15 protein-coding genes are annotated in these 14,525 nt (G+C 73.8%); 6 read left to right on the top strand and 9 right to left on the bottom strand.

Translation table 11 applies throughout. The annotated features are described in order from the left end of the window. Positions 1-1,005, bottom strand: coding sequence for an aldo/keto reductase (locus K0V08_RS12660; RefSeq protein ID WP_011931541.1), 1,005 nt, complete (start codon positions 1,003-1,005; stop codon positions 1-3). 115 nt (positions 1,006-1,120) lie between these two features. Here K0V08_RS12660 and K0V08_RS12655 point away from each other — a divergent pair, with 115 nt between their 5' ends. Next, positions 1,121-1,471, top strand: coding sequence for a hypothetical protein (locus tag K0V08_RS12655; protein ID WP_079531139.1), 351 nt, complete (start codon positions 1,121-1,123; stop codon positions 1,469-1,471). 84 nt (positions 1,472-1,555) lie between these two features. After that, positions 1,556-3,739 carry an alpha-galactosidase gene (locus K0V08_RS12650; protein ID WP_079531136.1) on the top strand — a complete coding sequence of 728 codons (2,184 nt, stop codon included), beginning with the start codon at positions 1,556-1,558 and terminating at the stop codon, positions 3,737-3,739. 66 nt (positions 3,740-3,805) lie between these two features. Here the strand turns inward: K0V08_RS12650 and K0V08_RS12645 are convergent, their stop codons facing one another. The 4 genes from K0V08_RS12645 to K0V08_RS12630 all read right to left on the bottom strand — a co-directional run bounded on the left by K0V08_RS12645 (position 3,806) and on the right by K0V08_RS12630 (position 8,231). Then, positions 3,806-5,998, bottom strand: coding sequence for an ATP-dependent Clp protease ATP-binding subunit (locus K0V08_RS12645; RefSeq protein ID WP_079531133.1), 2,193 nt, complete (start codon positions 5,996-5,998; stop codon positions 3,806-3,808). A 66-nt stretch (positions 5,999-6,064) separates the two neighbouring features. Further along, entirely contained in the window at positions 6,065-6,421 is a 357-nt protein-coding gene (locus K0V08_RS12640) for an NAD(P)/FAD-dependent oxidoreductase (protein ID WP_228510790.1), read from the bottom strand. Positions 6,422-6,436: 15 nt separating this feature from the next. Further along, positions 6,437-7,075 (bottom strand): NAD(P)/FAD-dependent oxidoreductase, encoded by a 639-nt coding sequence (locus tag K0V08_RS12635; protein WP_228510792.1) that lies wholly within the window; start codon positions 7,073-7,075, stop codon positions 6,437-6,439. An 82-nt stretch (positions 7,076-7,157) separates the two neighbouring features. After that, on the bottom strand, positions 7,158-8,231 hold the full coding sequence (locus K0V08_RS12630) for a GTP-binding protein (protein ID WP_079531131.1): 1,074 nt from the start codon (positions 8,229-8,231) through the stop codon (positions 7,158-7,160). Between the two features lie 99 nt (positions 8,232-8,330). On the opposite strand from K0V08_RS12630, the gene K0V08_RS12625 reads away from it, so the two are divergent. Then, positions 8,331-8,672, top strand: a complete 342-nt coding sequence (locus tag K0V08_RS12625; RefSeq protein ID WP_079531128.1) for an Lsr2 dimerization domain-containing protein — start codon at positions 8,331-8,333, stop codon at positions 8,670-8,672. Between the two features lie 46 nt (positions 8,673-8,718). Then, positions 8,719-9,309 (top strand): GNAT family N-acetyltransferase, encoded by a 591-nt coding sequence (locus K0V08_RS12620; protein WP_079531126.1) that lies wholly within the window; start codon positions 8,719-8,721, stop codon positions 9,307-9,309. Between the two features lie 67 nt (positions 9,310-9,376). Here the strand turns inward: K0V08_RS12620 and arfA are convergent, their stop codons facing one another. Then, a complete protein-coding gene (gene arfA / locus K0V08_RS12615) occupies positions 9,377-10,918 on the bottom strand; it encodes an arabinosylfuranosidase ArfA (RefSeq protein ID WP_079531123.1) in 1,542 nt (513 codons plus the stop codon). A 172-nt stretch (positions 10,919-11,090) separates the two neighbouring features. Here arfA and K0V08_RS12610 point away from each other — a divergent pair, with 172 nt between their 5' ends. Beyond that, a complete protein-coding gene (locus K0V08_RS12610; RefSeq protein ID WP_079531120.1) occupies positions 11,091-11,624 on the top strand; it encodes a nucleoside/nucleotide kinase family protein in 534 nt (177 codons plus the stop codon). 39 nt (positions 11,625-11,663) lie between these two features. Here K0V08_RS12610 and K0V08_RS12605 read toward each other — a convergent pair whose 3' ends face one another. Both K0V08_RS12605 and K0V08_RS12600 read right to left on the bottom strand, forming a co-directional pair. Further along, positions 11,664-12,905, bottom strand: coding sequence for an ATP-binding protein (locus K0V08_RS12605; protein WP_079531117.1), 1,242 nt, complete (start codon positions 12,903-12,905; stop codon positions 11,664-11,666). 41 nt (positions 12,906-12,946) lie between these two features. Then, a complete protein-coding gene (locus tag K0V08_RS12600) occupies positions 12,947-13,063 on the bottom strand; it encodes an AsnC family protein (RefSeq protein ID WP_128516958.1) in 117 nt (38 codons plus the stop codon). 93 nt (positions 13,064-13,156) lie between these two features. On the opposite strand from K0V08_RS12600, the gene K0V08_RS12595 reads away from it, so the two are divergent. Beyond that, positions 13,157-13,576 carry a rhodanese-like domain-containing protein gene (locus K0V08_RS12595; protein WP_079531114.1) on the top strand — a complete coding sequence of 140 codons (420 nt, stop codon included), beginning with the start codon at positions 13,157-13,159 and terminating at the stop codon, positions 13,574-13,576. Between the two features lie 22 nt (positions 13,577-13,598). On the opposite strand, the gene K0V08_RS12590 is transcribed toward K0V08_RS12595, so the two are convergent. Continuing rightward, positions 13,599-14,492, bottom strand: a complete 894-nt coding sequence (locus tag K0V08_RS12590) for a serine hydrolase domain-containing protein (RefSeq protein WP_079531112.1) — start codon at positions 14,490-14,492, stop codon at positions 13,599-13,601. Positions 14,493-14,525 lie beyond the last annotated feature (33 nt).

Below are 14,525 nucleotides of genomic sequence, written 5' to 3'. Positions count from 1 at the left end.
TCAGCGCCCGGTGCCGTCGACCGCGAACGGCTCGATGGCCGCGAGCTCGTCGTCGGTGAGCGGAGCGGCGCCGGCCGCGGCCACGTTCTGCTCCAGCTGCTCCACGCTCGACGCGCCGATCAGCGCGCTCGTGATCCCCGGGTGCCGCAGCACCCACGAGAGCGCGAGCTGCGCGAGCGTCTGCCCGCGCCCCTCGGCGACCGCCTGCAGGCCGCGCGCCCGCTCCAGGTAGACGGACGAGACCGCGGACTCGTCGAGGAACCCGCTGGTCGCGGCCCGCGAGTCGGCGGGGATGGATCCCGACAGGTACCGGTCGGTGAGCAGCCCCTGCGCGAGCGGCGAGAACACGATGCAGCCGGATCCCGCCTCCTCGAGCACGGGCAGCAGCCCGCCCTCGACGTGCCGGTTGAACATGGAGTAGCTCGGCTGGTGGATGGTCAGCGGCACCTTGTGCTCCGCGAGCGCGGCGACCGCGCGCTCCGTCTGCTCGGGCGAGTAGTTGCTGATGCCGGCGTAGAGCGCCTTGCCCTGGTGCACCGCGGTCGCGAGCGCGCCCATGGTCTCCTCGATGGGCGTCTCCGGATCCGGGCGGTGCGAGTAGAAGACGTCGACGTACTCGAGGCCCATGCGCCCGAGGCTCTGGTCGAGCGACGCGAGCATCGACTTCCGGGATCCCCACTCGCCGTAGGGGCCGTCCCACATCAGGTAGCCGGCCTTGGAGGAGATGACGATCTCGTCGCGGTACGGGCGGAGGTCCTCGGCGAGGATCCGGCCGAACGCGGTCTCGGCGCTGCCGGGAGGCGGGCCGTAGTTGTTGGCGAGGTCGAAGTGCGTGATGCCGAGGTCGAACGCGCGACGGACGATGGCGCGCTGGGTGTCGATCGGGCGGGCGGTGCCGAAGTTGTGCCAGAGGCCGAGCGACAGCTCGGGGAGCTTGAGGCCCGAGCGGCCGGAGCGGCGGTACGGCATGGACGAGTAGCGATCGGGATGAGCGACGTAGGTCATCCGCCGAGCGTACCGAGGGCGCGCGGCCGGCCCGCATGCGCGGCGGACCCTCCACCCGGTGGCCGCCCGCGGCAACCCCCTAGGCGGGCGGCGGCGGAGGGCCTTCACTGAGAGCGTGCACACCATCCGCTACGCCGACGGGCGCTACCTGACGGGCGACGACATCGCCCGGGCCGTCGTCGAGTGCGCGCGGGCGCTCGCGCGCGAGGGGACGGCCGCGGAGAGCGTGACGGTGCCCGTGTGGCTGCCCGAGGGCGGCGTCGGCTCGGTCGCGATCCTCATCGGCCCGGCCAGCCAGATCGTGGTGGAGCCGGCCGGCCCCGCGGAGGACGAGCTGCGCGACCCGGAGGCCGTCGACCGGATCCGCGCGCTCACCGTCCGGGCCCGCCAGTCGCAGTCGAGCACCAGCGTGAGCGCCGACCGGCAGGACGGCATGGCCGTCCCGGGGCTGGAGGACCTGGACTGACGGCACGCGCGCCTCCTCGGCGCGCGCACCCCGTCGACCCGCGAGGATGGGGGCATCCCACCCGCATCGACGCGAGGAGCCCCCATGCCCGACACCGCCGTCCCCTCCGCCCTCCTCCACCTCCGGGCGTCCGGCGTCTCCCTGGTCCTCGACCTCACGGAGGGCCGCCTGCCGGCCGTCGTGCACTGGGGCGCGGATCTCGGCGACACCACCGCGGCCGACCTCGCGACGCTGGCGCTCGCGGCCGTCGAGCCCATCGCGGGCAGCGTCGCCGACGACCCCATCCGCCTCGCGATCCTCCCCGAGGCCCACACCTCCTGGACGGGCAAGCCCGGCCTCGAGGGCCACCGCGACGGCGCCGACTGGTCGCCGCTGTTCCGCGTCGCGTCCGCCACCGTCGACGGCGATCCGCTCCCCGCGGGCGCCGACGGACGGCCCGGATCCGCATCCACTGGCCCCGCCCTCGTGCACGTCGACGCCGTCGACGAGGTCGCCGGCCTCGGACTCGCGCTCGACGTCGAGCTGCTGGCGTCCGGACTCGTCCGCACGCGGGCCGAGGTCACCAACACCGGCGAGGGGACCTACTCCGTCGGCGGCGTCACGCTCGCCCTGCCCCTGCCGGCCGAGGCCCGCGAGATCCTCGACTTCGCCGGGCGCTGGGGCCTCGAGCGCACGCCGCAGCGCCGGGAGCTCGTGGTGGGGATCCACGAGCGCGAGGGCCGGAAGGGCCGCACCGGACCCGATGCCGCGACGCTCCTGTCGGTCGGCACGCCGGGCTTCGGCTTCCGGCAGGGCGAGGTCCGCGGCGTGCACGTCGCCTTCAGCGGCAACCACCGCCACTACGCCGAGCGCCTCTCCACCGGCCGCCAGGTGATCGGCGGCGGCGAGCTGCTGCTGCCCGGCGAGGTGCGGCTCGCGCGGGGCGAGTCGTACGCGAGCCCGTGGGTCTACGCCGCCTACGGCGACGGCCTCGACGACCAGGCCGCCCGCTTCCACCGCCATCTGCGCGCCCGCGACACGCACCCGCGCCGCGACCGGCCCATGACGATCAACGTGTGGGAGGCCGTCTACTTCGACCACGACCTCGCGCGCCTGACGGACCTCGCGGATCGCGCTGCCGCCCTCGGCGTCGAGCGCTACGTGCTCGACGACGGCTGGTTCCGCCACCGCCGCGACGACCACGCGGGCCTCGGCGACTGGTACGTCGACGAGGGCGTCTGGCCGGACGGCCTCGGCCCGATCATCGACCACGTCACGGGCCTCGGCATGGAGTTCGGCATCTGGTATGAGCCCGAGATGGTGAACGAGGACTCCGACCTCGCGCGCGCCCACCCCGAGTGGATCATGGCCACGGGCGGCCGCCTCCCCGTGCGCGCCCGCGACCAGCAGGTGCTCGACCTCGCGATCCCGGAGGCGTACGCGCACGTGCTCGAGCGGATGACCGCGATCCTGTCCGAGAACGACATCGCGTACATCAAGTGGGATCACAACCGCGACCTGGTGGATGCCGGCATCTCGCCGCGCGGCGAGGCCGGCGTGCACCTGCAGACGCTCGCCGCGTACCGCCTCATGGACGAGCTGAAGGCGCGCTTCCCCGGCCTCGAGATCGAGTCGTGCTCGTCGGGCGGATCCCGCGTCGACCTCGGCGTGCTCGAGCGCACCGACCGCGTCTGGGTCTCCGACTGCATCGACCCGCTCGACCGCCAGACGATGATGCGCTGGACCATGCAGCTCCTCCCGCCGGAGCTGATGGGCTCCCACATCGCCTCGGGAGTCAGCCACACCACGGGCCGTGCCCACAGGCTCGCGTTCCGCGCGGGCTCGGCGCTCTACGGCCACCTCGGCATCGAGTGGGACCTGGCGCAGGCCACCGACGAGGAGAACGCCGACCTGGCGGCGTGGATCGCCCTCTACAAGGAGGAGCGCGCGCTGATGCACACGGGCACGGTCGTCCGCGCGGACGAGAGCGACCCGACCCTGCTGGTCTACGGCGCCGTCGCGTCGGACGCCGCCTCCGCGCTGTTCTTCCTCGCGTCGATCGGCCGCTCCGAGGTCTCCCCGCGCGGCCGCTTCCTGCTGCCGGGCCTGGATCCCGAGCGCCGCTACCGCGTGGAGCCCGTGCGCGTCGGCACCCCCGAGCCCGGCTTTACGGCCCCGGCCTGGTGGGACGGCGTCGAGCTCACCGGCCGCGCGCTGGCCGCGTCGGGCCTGCACGCACCGGCGATGCTGCCCGAGTCGATCGCGATCCTGCGGGTGACGGCGGTCTGATCCCGGCCGGACACGACGACGGCCCGCCGCGCACCCGGGAGGGGCCCGCGGCGGGCCGCACGGGGATCAGGCGCCGGGCGCCTGATCCTCCGGCTCGTCGCTCCACGCGCGGCTGACCGTGAGGCCGTCGCCGTCGGGCGCCAGGTCGACCCGCACGGCGTCGCCGTCGCGGATGTCGCCCGCGAGCAGCTCGCGCGCGAGGCGGTCGTCGATCTCGCGCTGCATGAGCCGGCGCAGCGGACGCGCGCCGTACAGCGGATCGTGGCCGCGCTCGGCCAGCCAGCGGCGGGCGTCCGGCGTGACGCCGAGCGAGAGCCGACGGTCCGAGAGCCGCACGCCGAGCCGGTCGATGTAGAGCTCCACGATCTGCGCGAGGTCGTCCATCGAGAGCGTCTGGAATACGACGATGTCGTCGAGCCGGTTGACGAACTCCGGCTTGAACGTCTGGCGCACGAGCTGCTGCACGGCCTGCTCGCGCTGGTCGAGCGGCAGCGTGGCGTCGCTGATGAACTGCGAGCCGAGGTTGCTGGTGAGCACGAGGATCACGTTGCGGAAGTCGACCGTGCGGCCCTGGCCGTCGGTGAGGCGGCCGTCGTCGAGCACCTGCAGCAGCACGTCGAACACCTCGGGGTGCGCCTTCTCGACCTCGTCGAGCAGCACCACCGAGTACGGGCGCCGCCGGACTGCCTCGGTGAGCTGGCCGCCCTGCTCGTAGCCGACGTACCCGGGAGGCGCGCCCACCAGGCGCGAGACGGCGAACTTCTCGCCGTACTCGCTCATGTCGATGCGGACCATCGCCTTCTCGTCGTCGAACAGGAACTCCGCGAGCGCCTTCGCGAGCTCCGTCTTGCCGACGCCCGTGGGGCCGAGGAAGAGGAAGGATCCGGTGGGCCGGTCGGGATTCGAGATGCCGGCGCGCGTGCGGCGCACCGCGTCCGCGACGGCCCGCACCGCCTGCTTCTGGCCGATGAGCCGCTTGCCCAGCTCCTGCTCGAGGTGCAGCAGCTTCTCGGTCTCGCCCTGGAGCAGCCGGCCGACGGGGATCCCCGTCCACGCCGCGACCACCGCCGCGACGTCCTCGGCGGTCACCTGCTCGTTGACCATGCGGTCCTCGGCCGACGGCACCGACTCGGCGGCCTCGGCCTGCGCGACCTCGCGCTCGATCACGGGGATCTCGCCGTAGAGCAGGCGCGACGCCTTCTCGAGGTTCCCCTCGCGCTGCGCCCGCTCGGCGCGGATCCGCAGCTCGTTGAGCTCGTCCTTCAGCTTGCCGACGCGGTTGACGCTCGCGCGCTCCGCCTCCCAGCGCCGCTGCAGCTCGCCGAGGGTCTGCTCGCGCGCCGCGACGTCCTCGCGCAGCTTCGCCAGCCGCGCCTTCGACGCCTCGTCCTTCTCGCGCTTGAGCGCGAGCTCCTCCAGCCGCATGCGGTCGACCGCGCGCCGCAGCTCGTCGATCTCGACGGGCGACGAGTCGATCTCCATCCGCAGGCGCGACGCGGCCTCGTCGATGAGGTCGATGGCCTTGTCGGGCAGCTGCCGGGCGGGGATGTAGCGGTTGGAGAGCGACGCGGCCGCGACGAGCGCCGCGTCCGTGATGGGCACCTGGTGGTGGGCCTCGTACCGGCCCTTGAGACCGCGGAGGATCGCGACCGTGTCCTCGACGCTCGGCTCGCCGACGTACACCTGCTGGAAGCGGCGCTCGAGCGCGGCGTCCTTCTCGATGTACTGCCGGTACTCGTCGAGCGTGGTGGCGCCGATGAGGCGCAGCTCGCCGCGCGCCAGCATGGGCTTGAGCATGTTCGACGCGGCGACGGATCCCTCGCCGCCGCCCGCCCCCATGAGCGTGTGCAGCTCGTCGACGAACGTGATGACCTCGCCGTCGGCGTCGTCGATCTCCTTGAGCACCGCCTTGAGCCGCTCCTCGAACTCCCCGCGGTACTTCGCGCCCGCGACGAGAGCGGCGAGATCCAGCGACACCAGCTGCTTGCCCTTGAGCGAGTCGGCCACGTCGCCCGCGACGATGCGCTGCGCGAGGCCCTCGACGACGGCGGTCTTGCCGACGCCGGGCTCGCCGATGAGCACCGGGTTGTTCTTGGTGCGCCGCGTGAGCACCTGGCTGATGCGCCGGATCTCCGCGTCGCGTCCGATGACCGGGTCGAGCTTGCCGCTCTTCGCGATCTCGGTCAGGTTCACCCCGTACTGCTCGAGCGCGGTCTTCGCGTTCTCGTCGGTAGCGGGCGCGCCCTGCATGTTGGCCACGGGGTTCCTCTCTCGGTTCTACTTGAGTCGTGTGGACTCAACTTTACTTCGGGATCCGACTCAGCGCTACCGCCCGACGGCGGGCGTCGGCGCGTCGGCGAGCGCCACGGCCATCGCGACGTCCTCCGTCACCATCCCGGCGTTCGCCATCGCGCCCGCCATGGTGCCCGCGGCCATGGCCACCGGCACGTTCGCGGATCCGCTCGAGGCGTTGCCCGCGATGAGGAGACCGGGGACGCTCGTCTGGCCCATCGGATCCGCCGCCACGAACGGGCCCCAGGGGGTGTCCTCGGTCGCGGCGCCGAGCGCGCGGGCGATCCCGTCGCGGGGCGCGACGCCCGGCATGGCGAAGAGCGCGTCGAGCGGGAGGGTCCGCCCGTCGGCGAGCTCCACGCCCTCGAGCGCGCCCCGCTCGCCGAGCACGCGGACGACCGCGGCCTACTCGACGCGGATCCCCCGGGCGTCGATGCCCGCACGCGTGGCGGCGTCGATCGCGAGGGGCGCGCCGTCGGCCGTGCCGCCCGCCACGAGGAAGGTGACGTCGGCCGACCACTGCCGGAGCATCTGCACGTGGTGGAGGCTGCCGGGCCCGGTCGCGAGCACGCCGATGCGGCGGTCGCCCACCTCGTAGCCGTCGCAGTAGGGGCAGACGACGACGCCGGCGCCCCAGTGCGCGGCGAGGCCGGGGACCTCGGGCAGGACGTCGGCGAGGCCGGTCGCGAGGATCACGCGACGGGCCGTGACCGCGGCGCCGCCGTCGAGGGTGAGGCGGAAGCGCGGCCCGTCCGGGTCGTCGAGCGCCGCGACCCGCTCCACCCGCCCGTCGACCACGACGCCGCCGTAGCCCTCGATCTCGCGCCGCCCCTCCGCGAGGAGCTGCCGCGGCGGCTTCCCGTCGTGGCCGAGCACGCCGTGCATGTGCGCGGCGACCGCGTTGCGGGGCTGGCCGGCGTCCACCATCAGCACGCTGCGGCGGGCCCGGACGAGCATGAGCGCCGCGCTCGATCCCGCCGCGCCGCCGCCGATGACGACCGCGTCCCACTCGTGCCGTCCGTCGATTCCCTGTGTGATCTCCATGGTCCGAGCCTGACGCCTCCGATCGCCTCGCGCACGGCTCCTTGCGGGATCGGCAAGGCCGTGCACCGAGCGCCGGGCCGCGTCAGTGCCGGTGCTCGGTGTCCCAAGCGGGGAACGGATCCGCGTAGCCGTGCCACTCGGCGGGCCCCGCGACCAGCTCGGCGGGCCCGAGGAGGCAGGCGCCCAGGATCCCGTCGAGCAGGGCGCCGTCGAGGTGCTCGCCCACGAACGCGATCTCCTGCCCGGCCGGCGAGTCCGCGTCCCAGCTGCGCATCGCCGTCGGATCGAGGCTCAGCACGTCGCCCGCGGTCGCCCACGAGCCGACGGTCGCGGGCCGGGTCGCGAGGCGCACGAGCCCACGGGAGCGCACGATCCGGCCGACCGGGCCCGGCACGAGGTCGTGCGCGACGGCCTGGTGCAGGCGGCCGGGGTGGAACGGGCGCGGATCGCGGAAGACGTGGACGCCCATCCCGCCGGCGGACGTCGGCGCAGCCTCGCCCGCGAGCGCGACCTGCCAGCCCATGCCCGCGGCGAGCCCTCGAGCGCGCCCGCGACCGATGCGCAGGGGCGCCGGCGCGAGCGACGCCCGGTCGGCCGTGGCGACGACGCGGGCATCCGGGGCCAGGTGGGCGAGCAGGGCGACGGCGCGGCGGGCGTCGGGGGTGGGGCGGTCGGGATCCAGGTCGTCGAGCACCACGACGCTCGCGCACTCGAGCCGCCCGGCCAGCCGCTCGGCTGCGTCGAACGGCGTCGTGTCGGTGTCGCCGGGCTCGAGCAGCAGCTCGCGGATCTCGACCACGGAGGAGACCGCGACCACGTCGAGGATGCCGATGGGCGTGGATCCGGGATGCCGCGCCTCGACGACGTGCTCCAGCACGAGCGCGACCTCGAGCGGATCCGCCGCCGGCTCGAGCGCGACCACCGCGAGCCCGCGGCGCCCGTCGTCGACGTCCGCGATGAGGCCGTCGGCGAGGTCCGCGCCGAGGTCGCCGCTGTCGCCACCCGGCGCCTCGACCACGGCGGGAGCAGCGGATGCAGGTGCGCCGACCGCGGCCGCGGCGACGCGCGACGCGGCCCCGAGGTCGCTGGCGGAGACGAGGGTGACGGCCAGCCCGCCGCGGACGACGGACGGGCGGGCGTTCGCGTGGGGATCCATCCGCCCAGCCTAGAAGAGAACCGTTCTCATCTGTGCCGATGCGATGTCGTCGCGGCGACCTAGGCTGCCGGAGGGGAATCGAGAGCTCGAGGAGACGGCATGACCGACGACGTGGATCCGCGCGACGACACCACGGACAGCGCGACCGAGGCGGTGTGCTTCGGCCTCGACGGCATCGTCCACGAGATCAACCTCGACCCCGCCGGTGCACGTGCCCTCCGCGCCGCGCTCGCGCCGTACGTCGCGGCAGGGCGGCGCACGACCGTGACGATCACGCCGATCCGCGACGAGCCGGCCCGTGCCGCCGGCGTCGGCGCCGCCCCCACCGGCGAGCGCGCCGCCGCCCGCGCCTGGCTCGAGGCCAACGGCCACAAGCTCGGCCCGGGCGGCCGCATCTCGGCGACGCTCATGACGCTCTACCGCGGCCGCGACGGGCGCTGACCCGCGCGCGGCGACGGCGGCCTCCACCGCACGGCACGATGGATCCATGAGCGCCGAGCCCCGCCTGTTCCCCGCCGTCCCGCGCCTCGAGGGCGAGCGCGTGATCCTGCGCCCCTTCTCCCCCGCCGACGTCGACGCCATGGGCCCCGTGCTCGCCGACCCCGACGTGATCCGCCTCACCGGATCCGCGCACACGGGCGCCGAGGTCGCGGAGATGGCCGCGCGGACGACGCTCGACGACCGCACCCGCACCTGGTACGCGACGCGCGCCGACCAGCCCGACCGCCTCGACCTCGCCCTCGTCGACCGCGCGACGGACGCGTGCGTGGGCGAGGCCGTGATCAACGAGTGGAGCCCCGAGGACCGGAGCGCCAACCTCCGCATCCTCATCGGTCCCGCCGGCCGCGACCGCGGCCTAGGCTCGGAGGCCGTGCGGATGCTGGTCGACCACGCGTTCGCCGCGACCGACCTCGAGCGGATCTCCCTCGAGGTCATGGACTTCAACCCGCGCGCCCGCCGCGTCTACGAGCGCGCGGGCTTCGTGGAGGAGGGCCGCCTCCGCGGCGCCTTCCGCTTCGACGGAGAGGCCGTCGACGTGATCGTCATGGCGCTGCTGCGGTCGGATCCGCGGGGCTGAGGCCCCACGCACGACGCCCGCCGGCCGCGGGTGCGGCGCGACGGGCGCGTGGTGGAGAGAGGTGCGACTAGCCGAGCGACACGGCCGTCCACGACACGGGCGGCAGCGTGATCGTGAGGGTGCCGTCGGCGAGCGTCGCCGACGCGTTCTCGGTCAGGCCCACGCGCTCGCGGTCCTCGAAGGTGTTCTTCGCGTAGACGTCCTCGTCGTGGATCCCGACGGCCTCGAGCACCTCGGAGACGGCGAGGCCGGCGACGTCGACCTCGATGGTGAGCGCGTCCGACAGGCTGCGGTTCACGAGGAAGACCGCGGCACGGCCGGTGGCCTCGTCGAAGGTCGCGACGGAGTCGACGAGCGGCGCGGTGCCGTGCACCTCGGTCTCGTACGTGCTCACGTCGATCCGCGGACGCAGCACCTCGCCCTGCGCGAGCCGGCTCGTGACCGAGAACGGGAAGAACGTGGTCTGGCGCCATGCGCCGCCGCCGGTCTCCGTCATGATCGGCGCGATCACGTTCACGAGCTGCGCGAGGCTGGCCGACGTGACGCGGTCGCTGTGCTTGAGCAGCGTGATCATGAGGTTGCCGAGCACCACCGCGTCCGCGACCGAGTAGACGTCCTCGAGCAGGTGCGGCGCGTAGGGCCAGCCCTCGGTGATGACGCCGGACTCCTGGTGCTCGTCGAGGTACCAGACGTTCCACTCGTCGAAGGAGATGTTGATGGTCTTGTCGCTCTTGCGGCGGTACTTGACCTGGTCGGCCGACGCGACGACCGTGCGGATGAAGTACTCCATGTCGAGCGAGGAGGCGAGGAAGCTGCCGAGGTCGCCCTTGCGCTCCTGGTAGTAGGCGTGGGCCGAGATGAAGTCGACGTTGTCGTACGCGTGCTCGAGCACGGTGCGCTCCCACTCGCCGAAGGTCGGCATGCCGGATCCGCTGCTGCCGCACGCGACGAGCTCGAGCGTGGGATCCACCATCTTCATGGCGCCGGCGGTGCGGTTCGCGAGCTTGCCGTAGTCGTCGGCGGTCATGTGGCCGACCTGCCACGGGCCGTCCATCTCGTTGCCGAGGCACCACATCTTCACGTTGTGGGGCTCGGGGGATCCGTTGGCGATGCGCTGGTCGGAGAGGGCGGTGCCACCCGGGTGGTTCGAGTACTCGAGGATGTCGAGGGCCTCCAGCACGCCGCGCGTGCCGAGGTTGACGGCCATCATCAGCTCGCTGCCGGTGAGCTCGCACCAGCGCGCGAACTCGTCGAGGCCGACCTCGTTGGTCTCGAGCGAGTGCCAGGCGAGGTCGAGGCGCTTCGGGCGCTCGGCGCGCGGGCCGACGCCGTCCTCCCAGCGGTAGCCGGAGACGAAGTTGCCGCCGGGGTAGCGGATGGTGCTCGAGCCGAGCTCCTTGACGAGGTCGACCACGTCGAGGCGGAAGCCGTCCGCGTTCGCGGTGGGGTGGCCGGGCTCGTAGATGCCGTCGTAGACGCAGCGGCCGAGGTGCTCGACGAACGAGCCGAAGGTGCGGCGGTTGACCGGGGCGACGACGGCGGTGCGGTCGATGGCGATGCGGGCGTCGGCCGACGGGAAGGCGTCGGTGGTCGAGGGGGCGTCGGTCATGGAGTGGTCCTTCACTTCATCGGGAGCGGGGCCGATCGACGCCGGGCTAGCCGGGTGGATCCGAGCCGTTACAACGTTGTAAGAGCAACGCGGGTCCATTCTCGCGGGGGCGCGGGGGACGTGTCAACGCGGGCGGCGGCGCGTCCGTCCCGGCCCGTGCGACGCTGGCGGGATGGACTCGGGATCCCCCACGAAGGCGCTCTTCCTCGGCGGGCGCTCGGGCGTCGGCAAGACGACGGTGGCGGCAGAGGTGTCGCGGATCCTCGCGGCGGCCGACGTCGCCCACGCCCTCATCGAGGGCGACGCGCTCGACCAGGCGCACCCGGAGCCGTGGCGGCAGGGCATCCCGCTGGCGGAGCGGAACCTGGCGGCCATATGGCGCAACTACCGCGAGGCGGGCTGGACGCGCGTGATCTACACGAACACCGTCAGCGTGCTCGAGCTGCCAGCTCTCACGGCGGCGCTCGGCGGCGAGGTGGAGGCGGTCGGCGTGCTGCTCACGGCGGACGACGCCACGGCGGCCGCTCGGCTCGCCAGCCGCGAGATCGGGTCGGGGCTGGCGGATGCGATCGCGCGGAGCGCGGCGGCGGCGCCGCGACTGGAGGCGGGTTCCGCCGACGCGGTGCACCGCGTCGCGACCGACGGGCGGACGGTCGCGGAGATCGCGGCGGAGGTGGTGGCGCTCAGCGGGTGGATTCCCGACTGACGACGGCACACCGGCAGCACGTGATGAGGACCGGAGGACTCAGCCGATCCGCGGCCACCCGCTCGTGAGGTACGCCTCGATCGCCCGGTGCCGGAAGCCGTACGCCGTGCCGCGATGGATGATCCCCCGCACCGTGTCGAGACGCCGCGCGGTGGTGCCCGCCTCGGTGGCCTTGGCGTGACCCGCCTCCGCGGCGATGCGGGTGAGCGTCCTATCCTCGGCGGGGAGTCCAGCCATCGCCTCGACGAACGCGCGCTCCCGATCGGGCAACCGGTCGAGGATCCGCTCCACGTGCGCGGTCGCCTCCCGCTCGGCGCCCCGCCAGCCGCTGAGGACGTGCTCGCGCGTGATGACCGCGCCCGCGCCCGCGTACCAGGCCCGCTCTCCGGCCAGCTGGAACAGGAAGGGCTCTCCCCGGCAGACGTCGACGATGGCGGAAGCGGCATCCGCCTCCATCCGGATCCGTCGCGTGCCGCCGCGCCCGTCGGGCACTTCCCATCCCGGTACGACGAAGTCCTGCAGCGCGGCGCGGATGTCGTCGTCGTCGATCGCCGCGAGGACGGTGGTCCTGAAGCGCCGTGCGAAGGTCGCCCCCTTGTGCGCTCCGGCCCGGTCCTCGAAGTCGGGTAGGCCGGTCAGGTAGACCGCGATGGGCAGGGACCTCGCGACCTTCGCGCCACCTGGCAGAGTGACCGCCTCCTCGTGGGTGTTGGCGTCGCCGAGAGCGATGAGGAGCTGGGAGAGCGTGCTCTCGTCGGTGATGTTCTGCACCTCGTCCACGTGGATGAGGGCGACATGGTCATGGCGCATCGCCGCGCGCCCCACCTCGACGACCAGCTCGGTCAGCGCCGCGTAGGGCTCCGGCCCGGAGCCAGCCGCCGACCCACCCAGCGTGAGCGAGATGCCGTGGACCGCCACGGTCTCCACGCGGCTGATGGCGTCCTTGATCCGCCTCTCCCGCGCGGCGGCCAGGCCCGCGGTGTCGGCCAGCTCGAGCACCGCCGTCGCCACCGCCTTCAACGGGTCGGCGCCGAGCGGGATGCGCAGCTGCGGCGTGACCCAGTCCCCGGCTCGAGCAGCGGTCTGCGCGATGCGTCGCACCAGCGACGACTTGCCGAGCCCCGGCTCACCGAGGATCGTGCGGCCCCGCTCGGGGAGCCCCCTGGAGATGCGCGGGCGCACGACGTCGCGCCAGTCGCCGAGCTGCTCCGTGCGGCCGGCCCAGACCTCGGGGACCGTGTCGGAGCCGGGGCTGAAGGGGTTGTCCGTCGAATCGCGCATGCTGATAACTTTATCAAGCCATTCATGCGCTGATAAAGTTATCAATGCGCCGAGACCGCGCGGCCGAGCTGCGCCACGCTCATCCGGCCGTCGCCCTGGAGCTCGGCGATGATCGCGTGATCGGTGGCATCGAGGGTCAGCGGCGGATTCGTCGGCATGGCGCCGAAGCTACCGGGCGATCCGCGGCGCGACGGCCCCGATGCCGCGCGACGCCCCTTCCTCGTCCCCGGCCCCGGCGCTTCGATGGAGGCATGCACACGAGCCTCTCCGCGACCGACTTCTTCGCCGCCAAGCTGACGTACGAGACCGACCCGGCCGACCTCGCCGCCGACCGCGCGAACGGTGCCGCGCCGCTCGTGGTCGACGTGCGCTCGGGCGCCTCGTGGGCGCAGGGGCGGATCCCGGGTGCCGTCCACATCCTCGGCGTGGAGCTCGCCGCGCGAGCCGCAGCCGAGCTGCCCGACCGGGACGCGCGGGTCGTCGTCTACTGCTGGGGCCCCGGCTGCAACGGCAGCACGCGCGAGGCCCTCACCCTCGCGACGCTCGGCTACACGCGCGTGCAGGAGCTGATCGGCGGGTTCGAGTGCTGGGCGCGCGAGGGATTCGCGGTGGTGTCCGACGCGGGGCGGACGCGGCGGGAGCCGGATCCGCTGACGGCGCCCGTCGACTGACGTCGCGGCGGCGGCCAGCAGGTCAGCCGCCGACGGGCGCGGCCTCCGCGACGGCCGCCACCGCCAGCTCCGCGAGCCGATGGTCCCGCTCCTCCTCGTGGGCGGTGATGGTGACGACCGCGTCGCGGGATCCGTCGACCAGCACGTACTGGCCGTAGCGGCCGTCGAGGCGCCAGGCGTCGCCCGGGCCGTCCCAGGTCGCGAGGCCGTAGCGGGCGAAGGGGGTGGTGGGATCGGCGCCGGTGCCGACCCAGGATCCGTGCATCCGGTCGATCCATTCCGCGCTCACGAGCTGCCGGCCGTCCCACGCGCCGCGGTCGCGCAGCAGTCGGCCGATGCGCGCGAGCTCGCCGGTGCGGAGCTCGAGGCCGCTGCCGCCCACGATGAAGCCGAGCGGGCAGCGGTGCCACTGAGGGTCGTCGATGCCGAGCGGTTCGAAGAGGCGCGGGAGGAGCCAGTCGCGCACGTCACCGACGGCCGCGGCGAGCATCCGCATGGCGACGTAGGGGCTGGCGTCGCTGTACTGGAAGACTCGGCCGCGGCTCGGGCGGCCGAGCATCGCCTGCGCGAGGTCGGGGCCGGGCACGGGCTCGTCGCCGAACCAGGCGAAGTCGACGCCGCTCGTCATGGTGAGGAGGTGCTCGACGGTGACCTCGCCGACGCCCGCGCCGAGGTCGAGGTCGGGCAGCAGCTCGGGCACGCGGGTGCCGAGATGGAGGATCCCCTCGTCCACCGCGATGCCGACGGCCAGCGCGCACACGCCCTTGGACACCGAGTACAGGTTCTCGCGGTCGTCGCTGCGCCAGCGGTGCGCGGCATCGTCGTCGCCGATCCGCACGACCGCGCCGTACGCGCCGAGCCGCTCGCGGTCGATCCCCTCGACGAGGCGGGCGAGGGCGTCGGCGGCGGTGCTCATGGATCCAGTGTGGCGCGGGGCCCGGCGGGGGCG

The organism is Clavibacter michiganensis, assembly GCF_021216655.1.
In the GTDB taxonomy this organism is placed as follows: Bacteria; Actinomycetota; Actinomycetes; order Actinomycetales; family Microbacteriaceae; genus Clavibacter; species Clavibacter michiganensis.
Note: the sequence above shows the minus strand (reverse complement) of the source record. Positions and strands in the feature narration are given on the sequence as shown.

Excerpts from the sequence above, each read along its gene's own strand:
- K0V08_RS12660 (WP_011931541.1), bottom strand. The coding sequence starts at position 1,005 with ATGACCTACGTCGCTCATCCCGATCGCTACTCGTCCATGCCGTACCGC.
- K0V08_RS12650 (WP_079531136.1), top strand. The coding sequence starts at position 1,556 with ATGCCCGACACCGCCGTCCCCTCCGCCCTCCTCCACCTCCGGGCGTCC.
- K0V08_RS12635 (WP_228510792.1), bottom strand. The coding sequence starts at position 7,075 with ATGGAGATCACACAGGGAATCGACGGACGGCACGAGTGGGACGCGGTC.
- K0V08_RS12630 (WP_079531131.1), bottom strand. The coding sequence starts at position 8,231 with ATGGATCCCCACGCGAACGCCCGCCCGTCCGTCGTCCGCGGCGGGCTG.
- K0V08_RS12625 (WP_079531128.1), top strand. The coding sequence starts at position 8,331 with ATGACCGACGACGTGGATCCGCGCGACGACACCACGGACAGCGCGACC.
- K0V08_RS12620 (WP_079531126.1), top strand. The coding sequence starts at position 8,719 with ATGAGCGCCGAGCCCCGCCTGTTCCCCGCCGTCCCGCGCCTCGAGGGC.
- arfA (WP_079531123.1), bottom strand. The coding sequence starts at position 10,918 with ATGACCGACGCCCCCTCGACCACCGACGCCTTCCCGTCGGCCGACGCC.
- K0V08_RS12610 (WP_079531120.1), top strand. The coding sequence starts at position 11,091 with ATGGACTCGGGATCCCCCACGAAGGCGCTCTTCCTCGGCGGGCGCTCG.
- K0V08_RS12605 (WP_079531117.1), bottom strand. The coding sequence starts at position 12,905 with ATGCGCGATTCGACGGACAACCCCTTCAGCCCCGGCTCCGACACGGTC.
- K0V08_RS12600 (WP_128516958.1), bottom strand. The coding sequence starts at position 13,063 with ATGCCGACGAATCCGCCGCTGACCCTCGATGCCACCGATCACGCGATC.
- K0V08_RS12595 (WP_079531114.1), top strand. The coding sequence starts at position 13,157 with ATGCACACGAGCCTCTCCGCGACCGACTTCTTCGCCGCCAAGCTGACG.
- K0V08_RS12590 (WP_079531112.1), bottom strand. The coding sequence starts at position 14,492 with ATGAGCACCGCCGCCGACGCCCTCGCCCGCCTCGTCGAGGGGATCGAC.